The 16,801-nt window shown below is 63.9% G+C and carries 17 protein-coding genes; 8 read left to right on the forward strand and 9 right to left on the reverse strand.

Annotation, left to right across the window (positions count from 1 at the left end):
• The first annotated feature begins 61 nt into the window (after positions 1-61).
• On the forward strand, positions 62-1,972 hold the full coding sequence (locus tag XH91_RS23190; protein ID WP_128952724.1) for a flavin-containing monooxygenase: 1,911 nt from the start codon (positions 62-64) through the stop codon (positions 1,970-1,972).
• A gap of 10 nt (positions 1,973-1,982) precedes the next feature.
• Here the strand turns inward: XH91_RS23190 and ald are convergent, their stop codons facing one another.
• Positions 1,983-3,098, reverse strand: coding sequence for an alanine dehydrogenase (ald, locus tag XH91_RS23195; RefSeq protein WP_128952725.1), 1,116 nt, complete (start codon positions 3,096-3,098; stop codon positions 1,983-1,985).
• Positions 3,099-3,234: 136 nt separating this feature from the next.
• On the opposite strand from ald, the gene XH91_RS23200 reads away from it, so the two are divergent.
• From XH91_RS23200 to XH91_RS23210, 3 genes are all read left to right on the forward strand, one after another.
• The gene (locus XH91_RS23200; protein WP_164933757.1) at positions 3,235-3,714 is read left to right on the forward strand and encodes an Lrp/AsnC family transcriptional regulator; all 480 of its coding nucleotides are present in this window, start codon (positions 3,235-3,237) and stop codon (positions 3,712-3,714) included.
• A 91-nt stretch (positions 3,715-3,805) separates the two neighbouring features.
• On the forward strand, positions 3,806-6,172 hold the full coding sequence (locus tag XH91_RS23205) for an Orn/Lys/Arg family decarboxylase (protein WP_128952727.1): 2,367 nt from the start codon (positions 3,806-3,808) through the stop codon (positions 6,170-6,172).
• Positions 6,169-6,747 (forward strand): GNAT family N-acetyltransferase, encoded by a 579-nt coding sequence (locus XH91_RS23210; protein WP_128952728.1) that lies wholly within the window; start codon positions 6,169-6,171, stop codon positions 6,745-6,747. The genes XH91_RS23205 and XH91_RS23210 overlap by 4 nt, the downstream gene beginning before the upstream one ends.
• Positions 6,748-6,750: 3 nt before the next feature.
• Here XH91_RS23210 and XH91_RS23215 read toward each other — a convergent pair whose 3' ends face one another.
• On the reverse strand, positions 6,751-6,963 hold the full coding sequence (locus tag XH91_RS23215; RefSeq protein ID WP_128952729.1) for a hypothetical protein: 213 nt from the start codon (positions 6,961-6,963) through the stop codon (positions 6,751-6,753).
• Between the two features lie 169 nt (positions 6,964-7,132).
• Positions 7,133-7,498, reverse strand: a complete 366-nt coding sequence (locus XH91_RS23220) for a flagellar basal body rod C-terminal domain-containing protein (RefSeq protein WP_245477361.1) — start codon at positions 7,496-7,498, stop codon at positions 7,133-7,135.
• On the opposite strand from XH91_RS23220, the gene XH91_RS39445 reads away from it, so the two are divergent.
• Positions 7,392-7,625 (forward strand): hypothetical protein, encoded by a 234-nt coding sequence (locus tag XH91_RS39445; RefSeq protein ID WP_245470676.1) that lies wholly within the window; start codon positions 7,392-7,394, stop codon positions 7,623-7,625. The genes XH91_RS23220 and XH91_RS39445 overlap by 107 nt on opposite strands.
• Before the next feature lie 25 nt (positions 7,626-7,650).
• On the opposite strand, the gene XH91_RS23225 is transcribed toward XH91_RS39445, so the two are convergent.
• Positions 7,651-8,700, reverse strand: a complete 1,050-nt coding sequence (locus XH91_RS23225; RefSeq protein WP_128952731.1) for a hydroxyacid dehydrogenase — start codon at positions 8,698-8,700, stop codon at positions 7,651-7,653.
• Positions 8,701-8,940: 240 nt separating this feature from the next.
• Here XH91_RS23225 and XH91_RS23230 point away from each other — a divergent pair, with 240 nt between their 5' ends.
• From XH91_RS23230 to XH91_RS23240, 3 genes are all read left to right on the forward strand, one after another.
• Complete coding sequence (locus XH91_RS23230; RefSeq protein ID WP_164933758.1) at positions 8,941-9,498, forward strand: thiamine pyrophosphate-binding protein; 558 nt, start codon at positions 8,941-8,943, stop codon at positions 9,496-9,498.
• A gap of 8 nt (positions 9,499-9,506) precedes the next feature.
• Entirely contained in the window at positions 9,507-10,103 is a 597-nt protein-coding gene (locus XH91_RS23235) for a thiamine pyrophosphate-dependent enzyme (RefSeq protein ID WP_164933759.1), read from the forward strand.
• Between the two features lie 77 nt (positions 10,104-10,180).
• Complete coding sequence (locus XH91_RS23240; RefSeq protein WP_164933760.1) at positions 10,181-10,543, forward strand: VanZ family protein; 363 nt, start codon at positions 10,181-10,183, stop codon at positions 10,541-10,543.
• Between the two features lie 58 nt (positions 10,544-10,601).
• On the opposite strand, the gene XH91_RS23245 is transcribed toward XH91_RS23240, so the two are convergent.
• The 5 genes from XH91_RS23245 to XH91_RS23270 all read right to left on the reverse strand — a co-directional run bounded on the left by XH91_RS23245 (position 10,602) and on the right by XH91_RS23270 (position 16,746).
• Positions 10,602-10,985 (reverse strand): DUF1236 domain-containing protein, encoded by a 384-nt coding sequence (locus XH91_RS23245; RefSeq protein ID WP_128952734.1) that lies wholly within the window; start codon positions 10,983-10,985, stop codon positions 10,602-10,604.
• Positions 10,986-11,098: 113 nt separating this feature from the next.
• Positions 11,099-11,986 (reverse strand): 2-hydroxy-3-oxopropionate reductase, encoded by an 888-nt coding sequence (locus XH91_RS23250; protein ID WP_128952735.1) that lies wholly within the window; start codon positions 11,984-11,986, stop codon positions 11,099-11,101.
• Positions 11,987-12,202: 216 nt separating this feature from the next.
• Positions 12,203-12,988, reverse strand: a complete 786-nt coding sequence (hyi, locus tag XH91_RS23260) for a hydroxypyruvate isomerase (protein ID WP_128952736.1) — start codon at positions 12,986-12,988, stop codon at positions 12,203-12,205.
• Between the two features lie 12 nt (positions 12,989-13,000).
• Positions 13,001-14,791, reverse strand: coding sequence for a glyoxylate carboligase (gene gcl, locus XH91_RS23265; RefSeq protein ID WP_128952737.1), 1,791 nt, complete (start codon positions 14,789-14,791; stop codon positions 13,001-13,003).
• Between the two features lie 152 nt (positions 14,792-14,943).
• Positions 14,944-16,746 carry an adenine deaminase C-terminal domain-containing protein gene (locus XH91_RS23270; protein WP_128952738.1) on the reverse strand — a complete coding sequence of 601 codons (1,803 nt, stop codon included), beginning with the start codon at positions 16,744-16,746 and terminating at the stop codon, positions 14,944-14,946.
• Positions 16,747-16,801 lie beyond the last annotated feature (55 nt).

The raw sequence follows: 16,801 nt of genomic DNA on the forward strand, positions 1-16,801 counted from the left end.
TCGACTAGCCTGCCGTCGCCCGCAGGTTCGTAACCGGATCGCAGGAGATCAAAAGAAGACGATGAACATCGAATCTCCCCGCAAGCCGCTCGACCTCATCTCGGCCATTGCGGAAGCCGACATCCGCTGTCTCCTGATGGTGCTGGTGCACATGACCGGCGACGAACGCTGGCTTGAGCCACCCTATCTGCCCAAACGCGACATCCGCTTGATTCCCGATCCCGAGGCCGGCGTGCCCCGCGAGATCCAGGACGAGATCCGCGCGGCCGTCGTCAGGCTCTTCGCCGACGGCACGCCAACGCCCGTCATCACCGATCCCGGCGAAAAGCTGCTGCTTAGAATGATGCGGGCCTGCCTCGGCGAGAACGTCGCATCGGAATATGCGCCGCTGATGCGCGAGGAGATGGGCTTTGTGTCGCGCGAGGCACGATGGACCAAGCGTCCATCGCAAGAGAAGCTCGCCGCGCAGCACGTGCTGATCGTCGGCGCCGGGGTCTGCGCCATCGCGCTTGCCGTCGCGCTCGGCCATCTCCGCATCCCCTACACCATCGTCGAGAAGAACGCCGAGCTCGGTGGCACCTGGTGGATCAATCGCTATCCCGGCTGCGGCGTCGACACGCCCAACCACTCCTATTCCTACTCGTTCGGCTTGGGCAACGCCTGGACGCGCTATTTCTGCCAGCGCGAGGAGCTGCTCGGCTATCTGCTCAAGGTCGCGGACGAATACGGCATCCGCAAGCATCTGCGCGTCAACACTGAGCTGACGGCGTCGCGCTGGGACGAGGGCAAGCGACGCTGGATCTCGACGCTGAAGACGAGCAACGGCGAAGAGACCTTTGAGTCGACCGCACTGGTCTCGGCCATCGGCCAGCTCAACGATCCCTCCCGCGCGCAATTCAAGGGCGAGGAGAGCTTCAAGGGAACGATCCTGCATTCGGCGCTATGGTCCGATGACATCAGCCTCGACGGCAAGCACGTTGCTGTAATCGGCACAGGCGCGACCTCGATGCAGCTGGTGCCGACGATCGCCGGCCGCGTCGCCTCGGTCACGGTCTACCAGCGCAGCGCGCAATGGGCGCGGCCGGTGAAAGGCTATGCCGATCCGATCACCGAAGGCGCGCGCTGGCTGCTCGCACATCTGCCATTCTATGTGCAATGGTATCGCTTCAACATGTTCTGGCGCTACGGTGACGGCCTGTTGCCGTTCCTGCGCAAGGACCCGGCCTGGCCACATCCGGAGCGCGCCGTGAACAAGGGCAACGACCGGCATCGCCAGGAGCTGACCGACTTCATCCTGACAGAGCTGAAGGATCGCCCCGACCTGATCGAAAAATGCGTGCCGACCTATCCGCCCTATGGCAAGCGCATCCTGCTCGACAACAACTGGTTCAAGACATTGAAGCTAGATAATGTCGAGCTCGTCACCGACACGATCGACCATTTCGATGAAAGCGGCATCATCGCGGCCGACGGCAAGCACCGCCCCGCCGACATCATCGTGGTCGCCACGGGCTTCAAGGTCACGGAGATGGCCGCCCGCCTCAACATCAGCGGCCGCGATGGCAAGACGCTGCGCGAAGCCTGGGCCAACGACAATCCGACCGCATTCCTCGGCCTCACGGTGTCCGATTTTCCAAACTTTTTCTGCATGCTCGGCCCGAACTCGGGCCCCGCCCATGGCGGCAGCGTCATCTTCCAGTCGGAATGCCAGAGCCGCTACATCTCGACCTGCCTCGTCGAAATGATCGAGAACGACCTCGCCGCCATCGATGTCCGCCGCGAGGTACTCGATGACTATGTCAGCAAGGTCGACGCCGAGCACGAGGCGATGATCTGGACCCATCCGGGAATGAGCACTTACTATCGCAACGCAAACGGCCGCGTGTTTTCGGCGATGCCGTGGCGCTTCGTGGACTATTGGCGCATGACGCACGATCCCGACATGCGGCAGTACAGGCTGACGAAGGCGTAGGTCCGCGGCTCTAGGCCGCGAGCCCGCTTCCAACAGGCGCAAATTCCAGCCCGAGGCTCTCCGCAACCGCCTTGTTGGTGATACGGCCGCGATGCACGTTCAGCCCGTTGCGCAAGTGCGGATTTTCGAGCACCGCGGCAAAACCCTTGTTCGCGAGCATCAGACCGAAGGGGAGGGTCGCATTGTTCAGCGCCTGGCTCGACGTCACCGGAACCGCGCCCGGCATGTTGGCGACGCAATAGTGCACGACGCCGTCGACTTCGTAGGTCGGCTCCGCGTGCGTCGTGGCATGCGAGGTCTCGAAACAGCCCCCCTGGTCGATCGCGACGTCGACCAGCACCGCCCCCGGCCGCATCGATTTCAGCATCGCGCGCGTCACGAGCTTCGGCGCGCTCGCACCTGGCACCAGCACTGCGCCGATCACGACATCGGCGCTGAACACTTCCTCCTCGACGGACTCGATCGTCGAGAAGCGCGTGCGCACACGTCCGGCGAAGAGGTCGTCGAGCTCGCGCAAGCGCGGAATCCAGCGGTCGATCACGGTGACTTCGGCGCCGAGACCTGCAGCCATGCGCGCGGCTTGCGTTCCCACCACGCCGCCGCCCAGCACGACCACGCGCGCCGGCTGCACACCGGGCACGCCGCCGAGGAGTAGGCCGCGACCGCCGGCCGATCGCTTGAGCGCGGCGCCGGCGGCCTCGATCGCGAGGCGGCCGGCGACTTCGCTCATCGGCGCGAGCAGGGGGAGGTGACCGGCCGCGTCGGTGACGGTTTCATAGGCAATCGCAGTGCAGCCGGCGGCGAGCAAGCCCTTGGCCTGTTCCGGATCCGGCGCAAGATGGAGATAAGTGAACAGGATCTGGCCTTCGCGAAGCTGGGCCCATTCGCTCCTCTGCGGCTCCTTCACTTTCACGATCATCTCGGACTTGGCGAAGATGTCGCTTGCGCTCGCCGCAATCGAGGCCCCTGCCCGCTGGTACGCCTCATCGGACGCACCGATGCCGCCGCCGGCGCCGGTTTCGACCGTCACCTGGTGCCCAGCCGCGACATATTCGCGGACGGCGCCCGGGGTGAGCCCAACGCGATATTCCTGCACCTTGATCTCCCTGGGCACACCGACACGCATTTTGCTGGTCTCCTTTTGATTCCTGCTAAGATCGTAGCGACCTGGCCGGTTTGGTTTCGTGCAAATATCCGCTAGCTTTGACCTTCCCGCGCCGGTTTCGGTCGCGGAAGTGCCCTTTCACGCTGGAAACGAAACCTTGGCCCTCGACCGCAAAGATCTCGCGATTCTCGCGGAACTCACCACCAACGCACGCGCCAGCCATACCGAGCTCGCCAACACGGTCGGCCTGTCAAGCACAGCGCTGGCGCGGCGGCAGAAGGCGCTGGAGGATGACGGCTACATCCAGGCCTACCAGGCCGCGCTCGACCTCACCCAGTTCGGCCTCACCACCACGGTGCTGGTGCGCATCGCGCTGGAGAGCCAGAGCGACGAGGCGCTGAAGGCCTTCGAGGCGGAGGTCGTGAAGTGCCCTTCCGTCGTGCGTTGCTTCCTGATGTCGGGCACCGACGATTACATCCTGATCGTGCTCGCCCGCGACATCCAGGATTTCGAGCGCATCCACCGTACCGAGCTTTCGCGCCTGCCGCGCGTCGCGCGGGTGCAATCAAGCTTCGCCCTGCGTGAGGTCGTCAACCGCGCGGTGCCGACCGTCGTGTTCGGCGAGACGAAGCGCTAGAGCCCTTCCTGCGCTCGATTGCCGCCTCCTGTCATAGAACTGTCATCGAATGTGCAGAGACGTGTCTGTCTCTGCACATTCGGGACATGCCATGGACTATTTCAAGCGCTTCAACTTCCTGTTCGCCGCACCTGTGTTCGATGCCGACGACCTGGAAGGTCTCCGCTTCAACCAGATCATTGAGGAGATCCAGCGCTCCGGCTTCGAGGTGGTCCGGGCCCGCAAGCTGGAAGACGCCGAGATCGCGGTGCAAACCGATGCCGCGATCGGCTGCATGGTGGTGGATTGGGGCAAGAAGGGTCTTGAGGGCAAGACCTCGGCGCTGATCAATCTGATGCGGCGCCGGGGTCTCGATTTCCCGATCATCCTGCTGATCCGGCGCAAGCGTTTCGAGGATTTGCCAGTCGAGGTGCTCGATTTCATCGACGGCTATGTCTTCCTGTCTGAGGAAACGCCAACCTTCATCGCCAAGAATCTGATCAGCCGCCTCAAGCAATATGCCGAAACGCTGAAGACGCCGTTCTTCGGGGCGTTGGTCGACTACGCCGAGGAAGGCAACCAGCTCTGGACCTGCCCGGGTCACAATGGCGGCGTGTTTTACAACCGCAGCCCGATCGGCCGGGTCTTCGTCGAGCATCTCGGCGAATCCGTGTTCCGCGACGACCTCGACAATTCCGTGCTCGACCTCGGCGACCTCCTCACCCATGAAGGCCCGGCGCTGAAGGCACAGAAGGAGGCCGCGCAGATCTTCGGCGCGGAAAAGACCTATTTCGTGCTCAACGGCACCTCGACCTCGAACAAGGTCGCGCTCGGCGCGCTCGTCACCGACGGCGATCTCGTGCTGTTCGACCGCAACAACCACAAGGCCGCCCATCACGGCGCGCTGATGATCGGCGGCGGCATCCCCGTGTATGTTCCCACCACCCGCAACGCCTGGGGCCTGATCGGCCCGATGCGCTGGGACATGCTCGACGAGAAGGCCCTGCGTGAGACCATCCGCAATCATCCCCTGGTCATGGACAAGGAGGCCTGGCGCAAGGAGCGGCCGTTCCGCGTCGCCGTGGTCGAGCAATGCACCTATGACGGCACGATCCACAATGCCGAGATGATGATGAAGCGCATCGGCCATCTCTGCGAGTACATCCTGTTCGACGAGGCCTGGGCCGGCTTCATGAAATTCCACCCGCTCTATGCCGGCCGCTTCGCCATGGGCCTTGCCAACCTTCCGCCGGAGGCGCCGGGCATCATCGCGACTCAATCGACCCATAAGCAGCTCGCGAGCTTCTCGCAGGCCTCCCAGATCCATATCAAGGACCGTCACATTCGCGGCCAGAAGCGGCGCGTCGAGCATCGCCGCTTCAACGAAAGTTTCATGCAGCACGCCTCGACCTCGCCGTTCTATCCGCTGTTCGCGTCGCTGGACGTCGGCGCGCAGATGATGAAAGGCCGCTCCGGCGAAGTGCTGTGGGACGACACGATCCGCCTCGGCATCGAGCTACGCAAGAAAATCCGGGCGATGCGCCGCGAGTTCGAGGAGAAGGAGCAGAACCCGGACCGGCGCTGGTTCTTCGAACCGTTCGTGCCCGATCGCGTCGCCATCCCCGATGTGAGCCGCCCTGGCGCTGCGCACAACGTCGCCTGGGAGACCCTGTCGACCGACGAGCTCGCCACCAATCCCGCGCTCTGGCAGCTCGGCCCCGACAGCACCTGGCACGGCTTCCCCGGCATGACCGAGGGCTTCGCCATGACCGATCCGAACAAGCTGACACTGCTCACCCCCGGCTTCGACCGCGCCACCGGCGCCTATTCCGAGCACGGCATCCCCGCCCCGGTCGTCGCGCAGTACTTGCGCGAAAACCGCATCGTCCCCGAGAAGAACGACCTCAACTCGCTGCTCTTCCTGCTGACCCCCGGCGTCGAGGCGAGCAAGGCAGGCACCTTGATCTCCGGTCTCGTCGCCTTCAAGAAGCTGCATGACGACAATGCGTTGCTGGCCGATGCGATCCCGGAATTCTACCAGCGGCGGCAGGCGCGCTATGCCGGCGTGCGGTTGCGCGACCTCTGCGGCGAGATGCACCGATTCTTTCGCGCGGCCGATGTCAGCGCTCTCCAGGCGCGGCAGTTCATGCCCGAGCACATGCCTGAGATCGCGATGTCGCCGCGCGATGCCGCGCGCTTCCTGTTCAAGAACGACGTCGACTATCTGCCGATCGAGGCGATCGCCGGCCGCATCGCCACCACGCCTTTCGTGGTCTATCCGCCCGGCATCGCCACCATCGTGCCGGGCGAGCGGCTGACGGAGAGAGCCAAGCCCATGATCGATTATCTCAAGATGTTCGAGACCTGTTTCAACACGTTTCCAGGCTTCGATGTGGAAATCCAGGGTGTCTACAAGGAGATCGATGCGAAGGGCCGCATCGGGCTCTATACCTACGTCGTAGCCGAGCAGAGCCGATGAACGAAACAGCGATTGCACGCACCGATGACGAGCCGGTCCTGATCCGGCCGTCACGCGAGGGCGATGTCGAGGCGATGCTGGCGATCTATCGCCATCACGTTCGCAATGGCGTGCCCCGCGACGTCGAGGGAACCGGCGCGCCGGAGCCCGACGATCTTCGCGACCGGCGCAAGAATCTGAAGCAGACCCGCCTGCCGCATCTGGTCGCGACCTGGCGCGGCGAGGTGGTCGGCTATGCCTATGCGGTGCTGTTCCGCAAGCGCCCGGCCTATCGCTACACGGCCAAGCACTCGATCTACGTCCATCACGAGCATCTCGGCCGCGGCGTTGGGCGGCTTTTGCTCGGGGCCATGATCGATGCATGTGCTGCCGCAGGCTTCCGCCAGTTGATCGGCTATATCGATGCCGACAACGGGCCTTCGCTGGCACTGCATGAAAGGTTCGGTTTCGCGCGCGCTGGCCTGCTCAGCGGCGTCGCCTATCGCCACGGCCACTGGTCCGACACCGTCATGGTGCAACGTTCGCTCGGTGCGGGGACGACGGCCCCGCCGCCCGTCACAGCGCCGGGCCGCTAGGCCTCACGACGGGAAGTCAGACGGCCTGACCTGGATGCGATCGGCATGAAGCGACCAGTGATGCAACGCCTGGTCCTTGCAGAATTTTGCCTTCGCCCGCTCCGTGGCCTCGTTCTCGTCGATAGCATCGATCTCGAGCGTACCTTGACAAACTTCGCTCTGCCGGCCGCACTCCCCGAGCACGTCCTTCATGAACCTGACGACATAAGTTGACATGGGACCTCCTGCTGCCCCGGCGGCACTCTAATCCCATTTAGGCCGGTAGGGGGAGGAAGATTTTGAGGTGAATCAAGGCGAAGCGCCGATTCGCGCCGCCGAGGCGTCCGTCGATACCGTCCGTCAGCCATCAAGTCGTGATGTCGAGCAGGGACTTTTCCGTCTCGGATTAGGCCTGAATGACCTTGGCATTGGCCATGAAGCTGTATTTTGCGGTCGCCAGCTGGACGAATTGGTCAGCGAGATCGACATTCGGCGCAGCGACCAGGCCATCCTGGTTTGCGAAGGGAGCGCTCGGGTCGGATTGCGCGGTATAGCTCGGCGACACCGTCGACAGGGTCGCAACCGTACCGCCCGGCGCCGAGCCGCTCGATTGCGAGACCTGATCGACTCGTAGCGGCACATAGGCCGCAGGATAAGTCGAACTCGTGCTCGAGCTGCCGCCGCTACCCGATGTGCTCGATCCGCTTGATGTGGGCAGCGGCCCGGTCGTTCGAACATTGGCGATGTTGCTGGCGGCCGCGTTCGCCCGCAAACTCGCGGCAGAAAGTCCTGAGGTCGCTATCGAGAAGATGCTCATGGATTCTGATCTACAGGACAAGTCATACGCGATCACTGACGCAATCAGTAAAATGCGGCGCGTTCTGTTTTCATCCGCATAACCAGCACGCAGAGCGTTGCACGGCCCTACCCCGGCGTCACACCAAAGGCCTGCCTGAAGCGCTCGGCATAGACGGGCCAGACCTCCGGATTGATGATGCGTGGCGGCCGCTTGCCGTCGAGCGTCTCCAGCACCTGCTCGGCCGCGATGCGGCCCATGTTCTGGCGCGCTTCGATCGTCACACCCGCGGTGTGCGGGCTTGCCAGCACGTTGTCGAACTGCAGCAGCGGATGCTCCGGCGGCGGCGGCTCCTTTGACCAAACGTCGAGGCCGGCACCGGCAATGCGCTTGTCGCGGAGCGCCTGAAGCAGCGCATCCTCGTCGTGGATGAAGCCCCGCGCGGTCGTGATGAAATAGGCGTGCGTCTGCATCAGGCCGAATTCGCGCGCGCTGATCATGTTGCGGCTGCCCTTGTTGAGCGGGCAGGAGATCGAGACGAAATCGGCGCGGCGCAGCAGCTCGTCGAGCTCGACCTTCTCGCCGCCTCGCTCGGCCATCACCTCTTTCGAGAGATAGGGATCGTAAGCCAGCACCTTCATGCCGAGCAGGCCATTGCAGAGCGCCGCGATGCGGCGGCCGACATTGCCGAGACCGATGATGCCGACGGTCTTGTGCTCGACCTCGTTGCCCACGAGCTCGTTACGATTGACATTGGCCTCGCGGCGCAAGCGGCGATCGGACTGGATGATGCGCTTGGACAGGGTCAGCATCATGGCCAGCGCGTGCTCGGCCACCGAATGCGCGTTGCCGCCGGACTGGTTGACGACCAGCACACCTGCATCCGTACAGGCCTCGACATCGACGGGGTCGAAACCCGCGCCGTTGCTGGAGACCAGGAGCAGGTTCGGGGTGCGCTTCAGGAAGGCGGCGTCGACATGGAAATGCGGGGCCAGTTCGTCGCGTGCGGCACCGATCTGATAAACATGCGCCGCGCCCAGGATCGGGGCGTAAAAATCCTCGGGGCTCTCATTTTCGATGCGGTCGAGCCGGACGTCAGACCGCGCCTTCAGGACGTCGATATAAATGGGGTTTGCCAGGTATTTGACGTAGAAGACGCGCTTGTTGTTGACCGACATCAGGACCCTTCCGGCTCTCTCACGGAGGTTCGCAAGGTCAGCGCCATGCGCGTCCCTCTCCCGGCGTTCCTCCTGTTCCTCATTATCCCACCTATGGCATGGCGGTGCCGACCACGGCAGCCCCTCTGGCGCAGATCACGGTGTCGGCCCGGACATGTTGACAATCCCGGCCGCTCCGTCAAGTTCGGCCAACGCCGCGACGGCCAAAGAAGAAGCATGCGCGGCGCAAGGGAGAACGCAATGGCTGACGCGGAGCAGCATGGTTCGAAGCAGGCATCCGGCGACAAGAGCTGGCATGGCATCGTCCTGCAAACCCTGAAGCGGAACGAGATCAGCCTGATCCCCTATGTGCCCGACCGGGTGCTGACGCCGCTGATCAAGAACCTCCACGCCGATCCGTTCTTCACCACCTTTGCCACCGCCCGCGAGGAAGAGGCCGTCGGTATCGTCTCGGGTGCCTGGATGGGCGGGCGGCGCGGCGCGGTACTGATGCAAACCTCGGGCTTTGCAACACTGGCCAATACCCTCGCTTCGCTCGCGGTGCCCTACCAGATCCCGCTGATCATGTTCGTCTCCGAACGCGGCACGCTTGGCGAATTCAACTATGGACAGTCGCTGGTCTGCCGCACCATGCGCCCGGTGCTGGATGCGCTGGCGCTGGAGCACCACACCATTACCAGGCTCGACGAGCTCGAATTCATCGCCGACCGTTCGATCAAGCAGGCCGTCACCACACAGGCACCGGTGGCGCTGATCCTCAACCCGCTGCTCACGGGCGGCAAGGTCTTCGACAAGTGAGGTCAATCATGAACACTGGCAATACCAAGGTCATGAACCGCTTCGATGTGACGTCGCGCTTGATTGCAAAGCTCGAGCACGAGGAAGCGGTGATCGGCGGGATCGGCAATACCAATTTCGACCTCTGGGCCGCCGGCCACCGCCCGCAGAACTTTTACATGCTAGGCAGCATGGGCCTCGCCTTCCCGATCGCACTCGGGGTGGCGCTGGCGCAGCCCGATCGACGCGTCTTCGCGCTGGAAGGCGACGGCTCGCTGCTGATGCAGCTCGGCGCGCTCTCGACGATCGCGGCCTTGAAGCCGAAGAATCTTATCATGATCGTCATGGACAACGGCATCTACCAGATCACCGGTGCGCAGCCGACGCCCGCAGCTGGTGTCGCCGATCTGGTCGCGATCGCGCTGGGCTCGGGACTCGCCAACAGTTCCTGGGCCGCGGACGAAGAGGATTTCGAACGACTGGTCGACCAGGCCATGTCGGCTGAGGCTCCGAGCCTGATCGCGCTGCGCATCGACGATAAACCCGGCGTCGGCACTACCCGCCGGGATCCCGTGCAGATCCGGGAGCGCTTCATGCACGGCCTCGGCGTGCGCGAGCCGCTTTAACATTTCGTCATTAACTACACGGCGATCTGATCCGCATCCCGAGACAGGCCTCTGCCGATCCGTGCTAAGCGGTGCGGATGCCCATTCTTGTTCGCGCCTTTGCCTGGCTACTCGCCGCCGCCGTAACCTTTGCAACGCTCGGGCCTCCGAGCCTGCGTCCCCATTCCGACCTCGGCCAGGACGGCGAGCATGCGCTGGCCTTCATCCTGGTCGGGCTGGCCTTCGGGCTCGCCTACCGGCAGCGCCGCCTGTCGGTGGCGGCCGTCGCGGTCGTGCTGATTGGCCTGCTCGAACTGATGCAGCTCTGGGCACCCGGACGCCATGCGCGGCTGGAGGATTTTCTCGTTGATGCCGGCACTGCCTGTATCGGCTTCGCGGTGGCGGCCGCCATCGATTGGGTCATGACGCGGTTTCGGGCAGGCTCGGCCCTGACAAGCTGAGGCCCCGCGGAGCGAAGCTCCGCAGGGCCTTTTTTCTTCAAAGCCGGTATCGCGCCGATCAGTCGATGATCTTGATCACCCGGCGCGTGCGCGGCTCGACGATCACGCGGCGATCATTCACCACGGCATAGCGATACTGGGTGTAGTTCGGGACCGGACGCAGCACCACGGTCGGAGGCAGCGGCTCGCCAACCACGACGCGCTCCTGCACCACGACAGAATCATCGCGCGGGATGCCGCCGAGGATCGCATTCGGAATCTCGAGGCCTGCGCCAACCGCCGCACCCACCGTGCCGCCAACCATCGCGCCGATCGGGCCGCCGACTTCGCCGCCCGTGCGCGCGCCGTTCCTGGCGCCTTCTTCGGTCGTCGACTGAGCAAAGGCTGCACTCGACGCCAGCAGCGACGCAGCAGCCAACGAAATCACAAGACGGGTCTTCATATCCTTAACTCTCCAGTGTTGTTGTGCGCCATCAACCGCGGGGCCGGAGCATTGTTCCGGTTCCTGAGCGATGAAACCCACATCAACATCGGCGACTGTTACCGCGTAACAGTTCAGGCCGCCGCTATCTCGTGACCCGCCATCAGTTCCAGCGCCCGTACCATGGCCGAATGATCCCAGCCCTTGCCGCCGTGCGCGGCGCAGGACGAGAACAATTGCTGCGCCACGGCTGTGCTCGGCAGCGACAGGCCGAGAGAGCGCGCGCCTTCGAGCGCGAGGTTGAGATCCTTCTGGTGCAACTCGATGCGGAAGCCGGGATCGAAATTGCGCTTCACCATGCGCTCGCCGTGCACCTCGAGAATGCGCGACGACGCAAAGCCACCCATCAGCGCCTTGCGCACCAGGGCAGGATCGGCGCCGGCCTTGGAGGCGAACAGCAGCGCTTCGCTCACCGCCTCGATCGTCAGCGCGACGATGATCTGGTTGGCGACTTTCGTCGTCTGGCCGTCGCCGTTGGCGCCGACATGGGTGACGTTCTTGCCCATCTTGTCGAAGATCGGCTTCATGGTGCCAAAGGCGCGTTCGGGCCCGCCGACCATGATGGTGAGACTCGCCGCCTTGGCGCCGACCTCCCCGCCCGACACGGGTGCGTCGAGGTAATCCGCACCGAGCGCCTCGATCTTCTTCGCGAATTCCTTCGTCGCCAGCGGCGAGATCGAACTCATGTCGACGACGATCTGGCCCTTGGAAATGCCGCTCGCGACGCCGTCCTTGCCGAACAGCACCGCCTCTACGTGCGGCGTATCAGGCACCATGATGATGACGACATCCGCCTCCTCCGCGACCTCCTTGGCCGATTTGCAGGCGACACCTCCGGCCGCGATCAACTCCGGCGCGACCGGCGCGACGTCGTGCAGGAGCACGCGATGGCCCGCAGCCAGGAGATGGCCGGCCATTGGCCGTCCCATGGTGCCAAGTCCGATGAAGCCGATGTCGATCATGATTAGTCTTCTCTCAGTTGCATACGCAAAAATTCGTCCACACGCTCGGTGCACCTCTCCCGCTTGCGGGAGAGGTCGGCGCACAGCGCCGGGTGAGGGCTTTCTCCTCTTGGGGATTTTCTCGGTGTACCTCAGCGGTCCCATTGCCGAGATACCCTCTCCCCAACCCTCTCCCGCTTGCGGGAGAGGGAGCGCACCGGCGGCGTAGCTACGGTCTCAGGTCTCAAAGGTCTGCGCGGCGTGCCAGGACAGGCCTTCCAGCGTCGTGGTGCGCGGCTTGTATTCGCAGCCGATCCAGCCGCGATAGCCGATCGCGTCGAGATGGCGGAACAGGAAGGGATAGTTGATCTCTCCGGTGCCGGGCTCATGCCGGCCGGGATTGTCGGCGAGCTGGATGTGGGCGATCTGAGGCAGGTATTCCTGCATGGTGCGGGCGAGATCGCCCTCCATGATCTGCATGTGATAGATGTCGTACTGGACGAACAGATTGTTCGACCGCACGTCGGAGATCAGCTGGATCGCCTGCTCCGTGCCGTTGAGGAAGAAGCCGGGAATGTCGAGCGTGTTGATCGGCTCGACCAACAGCTTGATGTTCTCGCGGGCGAGCGTCGAGGCGGCAAAGCGCAGGTTTCCGACCAGCGTCTCCTGCAGTTCGCCTGGATCGGCGTCGACAGGCGCAATGCCGACGAGGCAGTTGAGCAGCTCGCAATCGAGCGCCTTGGCGTAGTCGATGGCGCGGAATACGCCATCGCGGAATTCGGCGGTGCGATCGGGCATGATCGCGATGCCGCGCTCGCCGGCGGCCCAATTGCCGGCCGGCAGATTGTGTAGCACCTGGCTCAGTCCGTGGGCATCGAGCTGTTCGCGCAGCTGCGCCTTGTCGAAATCGTAGGGAAAGAGATATTCGACCCCGGCAAAGCCAGCCGCCTTCGCCGCGGCAAAGCGGTCGATGAACGGCATCTCGTTGAAGAGCATGGTGAGGTTGGCGGCGAATCTCGGCATGATGCGTTCCCTCTATTCCGCCGGTTGCAAAACGCCGGGCCGCGCAGACCCGACCTCGTCGAGCGGCAGATCCAGCACCTCCTCGAACTCGACGATGTTGTCGATCTCGGTGCCCATCGCGATGTTGGTGACGCGTTCGAGGATGAATTCGACCACGACTGGCACGCGGTGCTGCTTCATCAATTCGCGCGCGGTCGCGAATGCAGCTTGCGTGTCCTTGGGATCGGTGACGCGGATCGCCTTGCAGCCCAGCCCTTCGGCGACCGCGACATGGTCGACGCCGTAGACGCCGATCTCGGGCGCGTTGATGTTCTCGAAGGAGAGCTGAACATGATAATCCATCTCGAAGCCGCGCTGGGCCTGGCGGATCAGGCCGAGATAGGAATTGTTCACGACGACATGGATGTAGGGCAGATTGAACTGCGCCCCGACCGCAAGCTCCTCGATCAGGAACTGGAAATCGTAGTCGCCTGAGAGCGCGACGATGTCGCGATCCGGGCACGCCGCACGGACGCCGAGCGCTGCCGGCAGTGTCCAGCCGAGCGGCCCCGCCTGCCCGGCATTGATCCAGTTGCGCGGCTTGTAGACGCCGAGGAACTGCGCGCCCGCGATTTGCGACAGGCCGATCACGGTGACATAAGTCGTATCGCGGCCGAACGCCTTGTTCATTTCCTCATAGACGCGTTGCGGTTTGATCGGGACGTTGTCGAAATGGCTCTTGCGCAGCATGGTCTTCTTGCGATCGCGGCAGGAAGCGGGCCACGCCTGGCGCTCGCGGAGCCTGCCTGACCGGCGCCACTCCCTGGCGACGGTGACGAAGAGCTCGAGCGCGGCTTTCGCGTCCGAGACGATGCCGAGATCGGGGTTGAACACGCGCCCGATCTGCGTCGGCTCGATGTCGACATGCACGAAGGTGCGGCCCTTGGTGTAAGTCTCGACTGACCCGGTATGACGGTTGGCCCAGCGGTTGCCGATGCCGAGCACGAAATCGGATTCCAGCAGCGTGGCGTTGCCATAGCGGTGGCTGGTCTGGAGCCCGACCATGCCCGCCATCAGCACGTGATCGTCGGGGATTGCGCCCCACCCCATCAGCGTCGGGACAACAGGGACATTCGCGATCTCGGCGAACTCGACCAGCAGGTCCGAGGCGTCGGCATTGATGACGCCACCGCCCGCCACGATCAGCGGCCGCTCGGCGGCATTGAGCATCTCCAGCGCCTTCTCGACCTGCTTGCGCGTAGCGGTGGGCTTGTAGACCGGCAGCGGCTCATAGGTCTCGTCGTCGAATTCGATCTCGGCGAGTTGCACGTCGATCGGCATGTCAATCAGCACCGGCCCGGGCCGGCCCGATCGCATCACATGAAAGGCCTGGCTAAACACGCGCGGCACCAGCGCCGGCTCGCGCACGGTCACCGCCCATTTGGTCACGGGCTTTGCAATCGATTCGATGTCGACGGCCTGAAAGTCTTCCTTGTAGAGCCGCGCGCGTGGCGCCTGCCCGGTGATGCAGAGGATCGGAATGGAATCGGCGATCGCCGAATAGAGACCGGTGATCATGTCGGTGCCGGCCGGCCCCGAGGTGCCGATGCAGACGCCGATATTGCCGGCCTTGGCCCGCGTATAGCCCTCGGCCATGTGCGAGGCACCCTCGACGTGCCGCGCCAGGATGTGACGGATCGAGCCCCGCTTCTTCAGCGCCGAGTAAAGCGGATTGATTGCGGCTCCGGGAACACCGAAGGCGGTTGAGATGCCCTCCTTCTCCAGGATTCGCACGGCTGCATCGACGGCTCGCATCTTCGCCATATCGGACCTCGCTCAAGTTGCGTCAGCGAGCGAGATCATCGGGCGCGCGGGATGCGATCTCAACGAGATCGATTTTATTTTCCACGATGCGGCAACCGCTGGAAAAACGCGGCGGTCTCAATCGGTTAGATCGAGCAATGCGTGAAAGCTGCTTACTCGAAAAGCGGCGCCAGCTCCATCTGCGGCACCAGCACGAGGCCCTTGTCGGTGATGCGAATTTCCGGAATGACCGATAGCGGAATCAAATTGAAGCCCATGTAAGGGATGGTGCAGCCGGCATCAGTCCACTCCTTCTTCAAGACCTTGACCTCTTCGGCCACCTCAGTGACGCGCTTGTCGGACAAGAGCCCCGCGATCGGAAGCGGTACAAGCGCCCTCACCTGGCCGTCGGCGACGACGCAGACGCCGCCCTGCTTTTCCTTGATCGCCGATATCGCCGCCTGCATATCGGCCTCATTGGTTCCGGCGACGATGAGGTTGTGGCTGTCATGGCCGACGCTGGAGGCGACCGCGCCGCGCTTCAGGCCGAAATCCTTCAGCAGGCCGTAAGCGACGTTGCCGGCCGATTTGCCGTGGCGCTCGACCACCGTGACGAAGCACAGGCCGTAGCGCGCGAGCAACGACGGCCAGTCCTTGGCCGGCTCGATCGCGACCTTCTCGTGGATCAGCGTAATGCCGGGCAACGCCGTCTTGATGGCGTTGACGGTGCACGCCTTTGCCGGCAGCTCCGGCGTCAGCTTGAGCTTCTCGGGCAGCTTCACGGTCGCGTAGGCCGCCTTCGGATATTGGTAGCGCTCAGACAACGCCTGATCGAGAAGCGGCGTGATCTTGCGGTTCTCCACCACCAGTTCGCCGCCGTACCAGGTCGATTGCGGCTTGAGATTATCGTCCATCAGCACCAGATCGGCGCGGCGGCCGCCGCCGAGCCCTCCGATGTCTCCCTCCATGCCGAAGCGGGTGGCGCCGTGCAGCGAACCCATCGACCAGGCCTGCTCCGGCGACATCCCCGCCTTCGCCGCCTCGCGCACCACCCAGTCGAGGCCGAACAGCAGAAGATCGTCGGCATCGCGGTCGTCGGTGCAGACGGCGGTGCGCTTGTGCGAAGCCCCCAACTCAGTGATCGTCCGGATCGCCTGCGGCAGCGAATGCCACGGTGTGGTCGGCGGTCCCCCGCGCAAGAACACCCAGACGCCGGCATCGAGCAGATCGTCGGCGATGTCACGGTCGATCGCTTCGTGCGTATCGGTGACGCCTGAAGCCGCGTAGGCCGCGACGAATTCGCGGCCGTAAACATGGCCCGACACCGGCCGTCCACGCTTGAGGGCCGCCGCGAGGATTGCATGGCTGCGCTCGTCGCCCATGGTGACAGGCACGAAATCCATCTTCTCGCCGAGCGCGACTGCTTCAGGCCAGCGATCGAACAGACCGGCAATCTTATCGGGCGTGAGGTCCCCGCCGGCGGTTTCCAGCTCGGCCGAGGTTGCCGGCACCGTGCTCGGCACGGTCAAAAAGATCGACAGCGGCGCCTGGCGCGCATCCTCCAGCATCGCCTCGACGCCTGCGACGTCCATGACGTTGCCGATCTCGTGGCTATCGCAGAAGATCGTGGTGGTCCCGTTGAGCAGCGCGGCCTCGGCGTAGGCGCAGGCCGTCACCATCGAAGATTCGATGTGAATATGCGGATCGACCAGCCCTGGCGCGATGATCCCGCCGCCGACGTCATACAGCGGCACGTCGCTCCACATCTTCTTCGCCGTTCCGCCCGGTTTCACAGCGGCGATGCGACCGCCTGCGATCCAGATCTCGCGTCCCGGATGGATCCGCTCGGAATAGGTCGAGAGCATCCGCGCGCCTGAGATGACAAGGTCGGGCGCGAGCCGCGCGGAGGCGACATCGGCGAGACGGCGTGTCATCGTATGCAGCGGGGCGACGGCAAAACGGGTCAGTTTGGTCATCGGGACTCTCGCAGGGCGTTACGGTCGGACGATGGTTACGCCCCGCGCCAAACTG

It is taken from the genome of Bradyrhizobium guangzhouense, from assembly GCF_004114955.1.
Lineage (GTDB): Bacteria > Pseudomonadota > Alphaproteobacteria > Rhizobiales > Xanthobacteraceae > Bradyrhizobium > Bradyrhizobium guangzhouense.

What these genes read in the sequence shown, in the direction of transcription:
- XH91_RS23230 (WP_164933758.1), top strand. Translation starts at nt 8,941, where the DNA reads ATGGCTGACGCGGAGCAGCATGGTTCGAAGCAGGCATCCGGCGACAAG.
- XH91_RS23245 (WP_128952734.1), bottom strand. Translation starts at nt 10,985, where the DNA reads ATGAAGACCCGTCTTGTGATTTCGTTGGCTGCTGCGTCGCTGCTGGCG.
- XH91_RS23250 (WP_128952735.1), bottom strand. Translation starts at nt 11,986, where the DNA reads ATGATCGACATCGGCTTCATCGGACTTGGCACCATGGGACGGCCAATG.
- XH91_RS23225 (WP_128952731.1), bottom strand. Translation starts at nt 8,700, where the DNA reads ATGTCGGTCAACAACAAGCGCGTCTTCTACGTCAAATACCTGGCAAAC.
- hyi (WP_128952736.1), bottom strand. Translation starts at nt 12,988, where the DNA reads ATGCCGAGATTCGCCGCCAACCTCACCATGCTCTTCAACGAGATGCCG.
- gcl (WP_128952737.1), bottom strand. Translation starts at nt 14,791, where the DNA reads ATGGCGAAGATGCGAGCCGTCGATGCAGCCGTGCGAATCCTGGAGAAG.
- XH91_RS23270 (WP_128952738.1), bottom strand. Translation starts at nt 16,746, where the DNA reads ATGACCAAACTGACCCGTTTTGCCGTCGCCCCGCTGCATACGATGACA.
- XH91_RS23215 (WP_128952729.1), bottom strand. Translation starts at nt 6,963, where the DNA reads ATGTCAACTTATGTCGTCAGGTTCATGAAGGACGTGCTCGGGGAGTGC.
- XH91_RS23235 (WP_164933759.1), top strand. Translation starts at nt 9,507, where the DNA reads ATGAACACTGGCAATACCAAGGTCATGAACCGCTTCGATGTGACGTCG.
- XH91_RS23205 (WP_128952727.1), top strand. Translation starts at nt 3,806, where the DNA reads ATGGACTATTTCAAGCGCTTCAACTTCCTGTTCGCCGCACCTGTGTTC.
- XH91_RS23190 (WP_128952724.1), top strand. Translation starts at nt 62, where the DNA reads ATGAACATCGAATCTCCCCGCAAGCCGCTCGACCTCATCTCGGCCATT.
- XH91_RS23210 (WP_128952728.1), top strand. Translation starts at nt 6,169, where the DNA reads ATGAACGAAACAGCGATTGCACGCACCGATGACGAGCCGGTCCTGATC.
- XH91_RS23240 (WP_164933760.1), top strand. Translation starts at nt 10,181, where the DNA reads ATGCCCATTCTTGTTCGCGCCTTTGCCTGGCTACTCGCCGCCGCCGTA.
- ald (WP_128952725.1), bottom strand. Translation starts at nt 3,098, where the DNA reads ATGCGTGTCGGTGTGCCCAGGGAGATCAAGGTGCAGGAATATCGCGTT.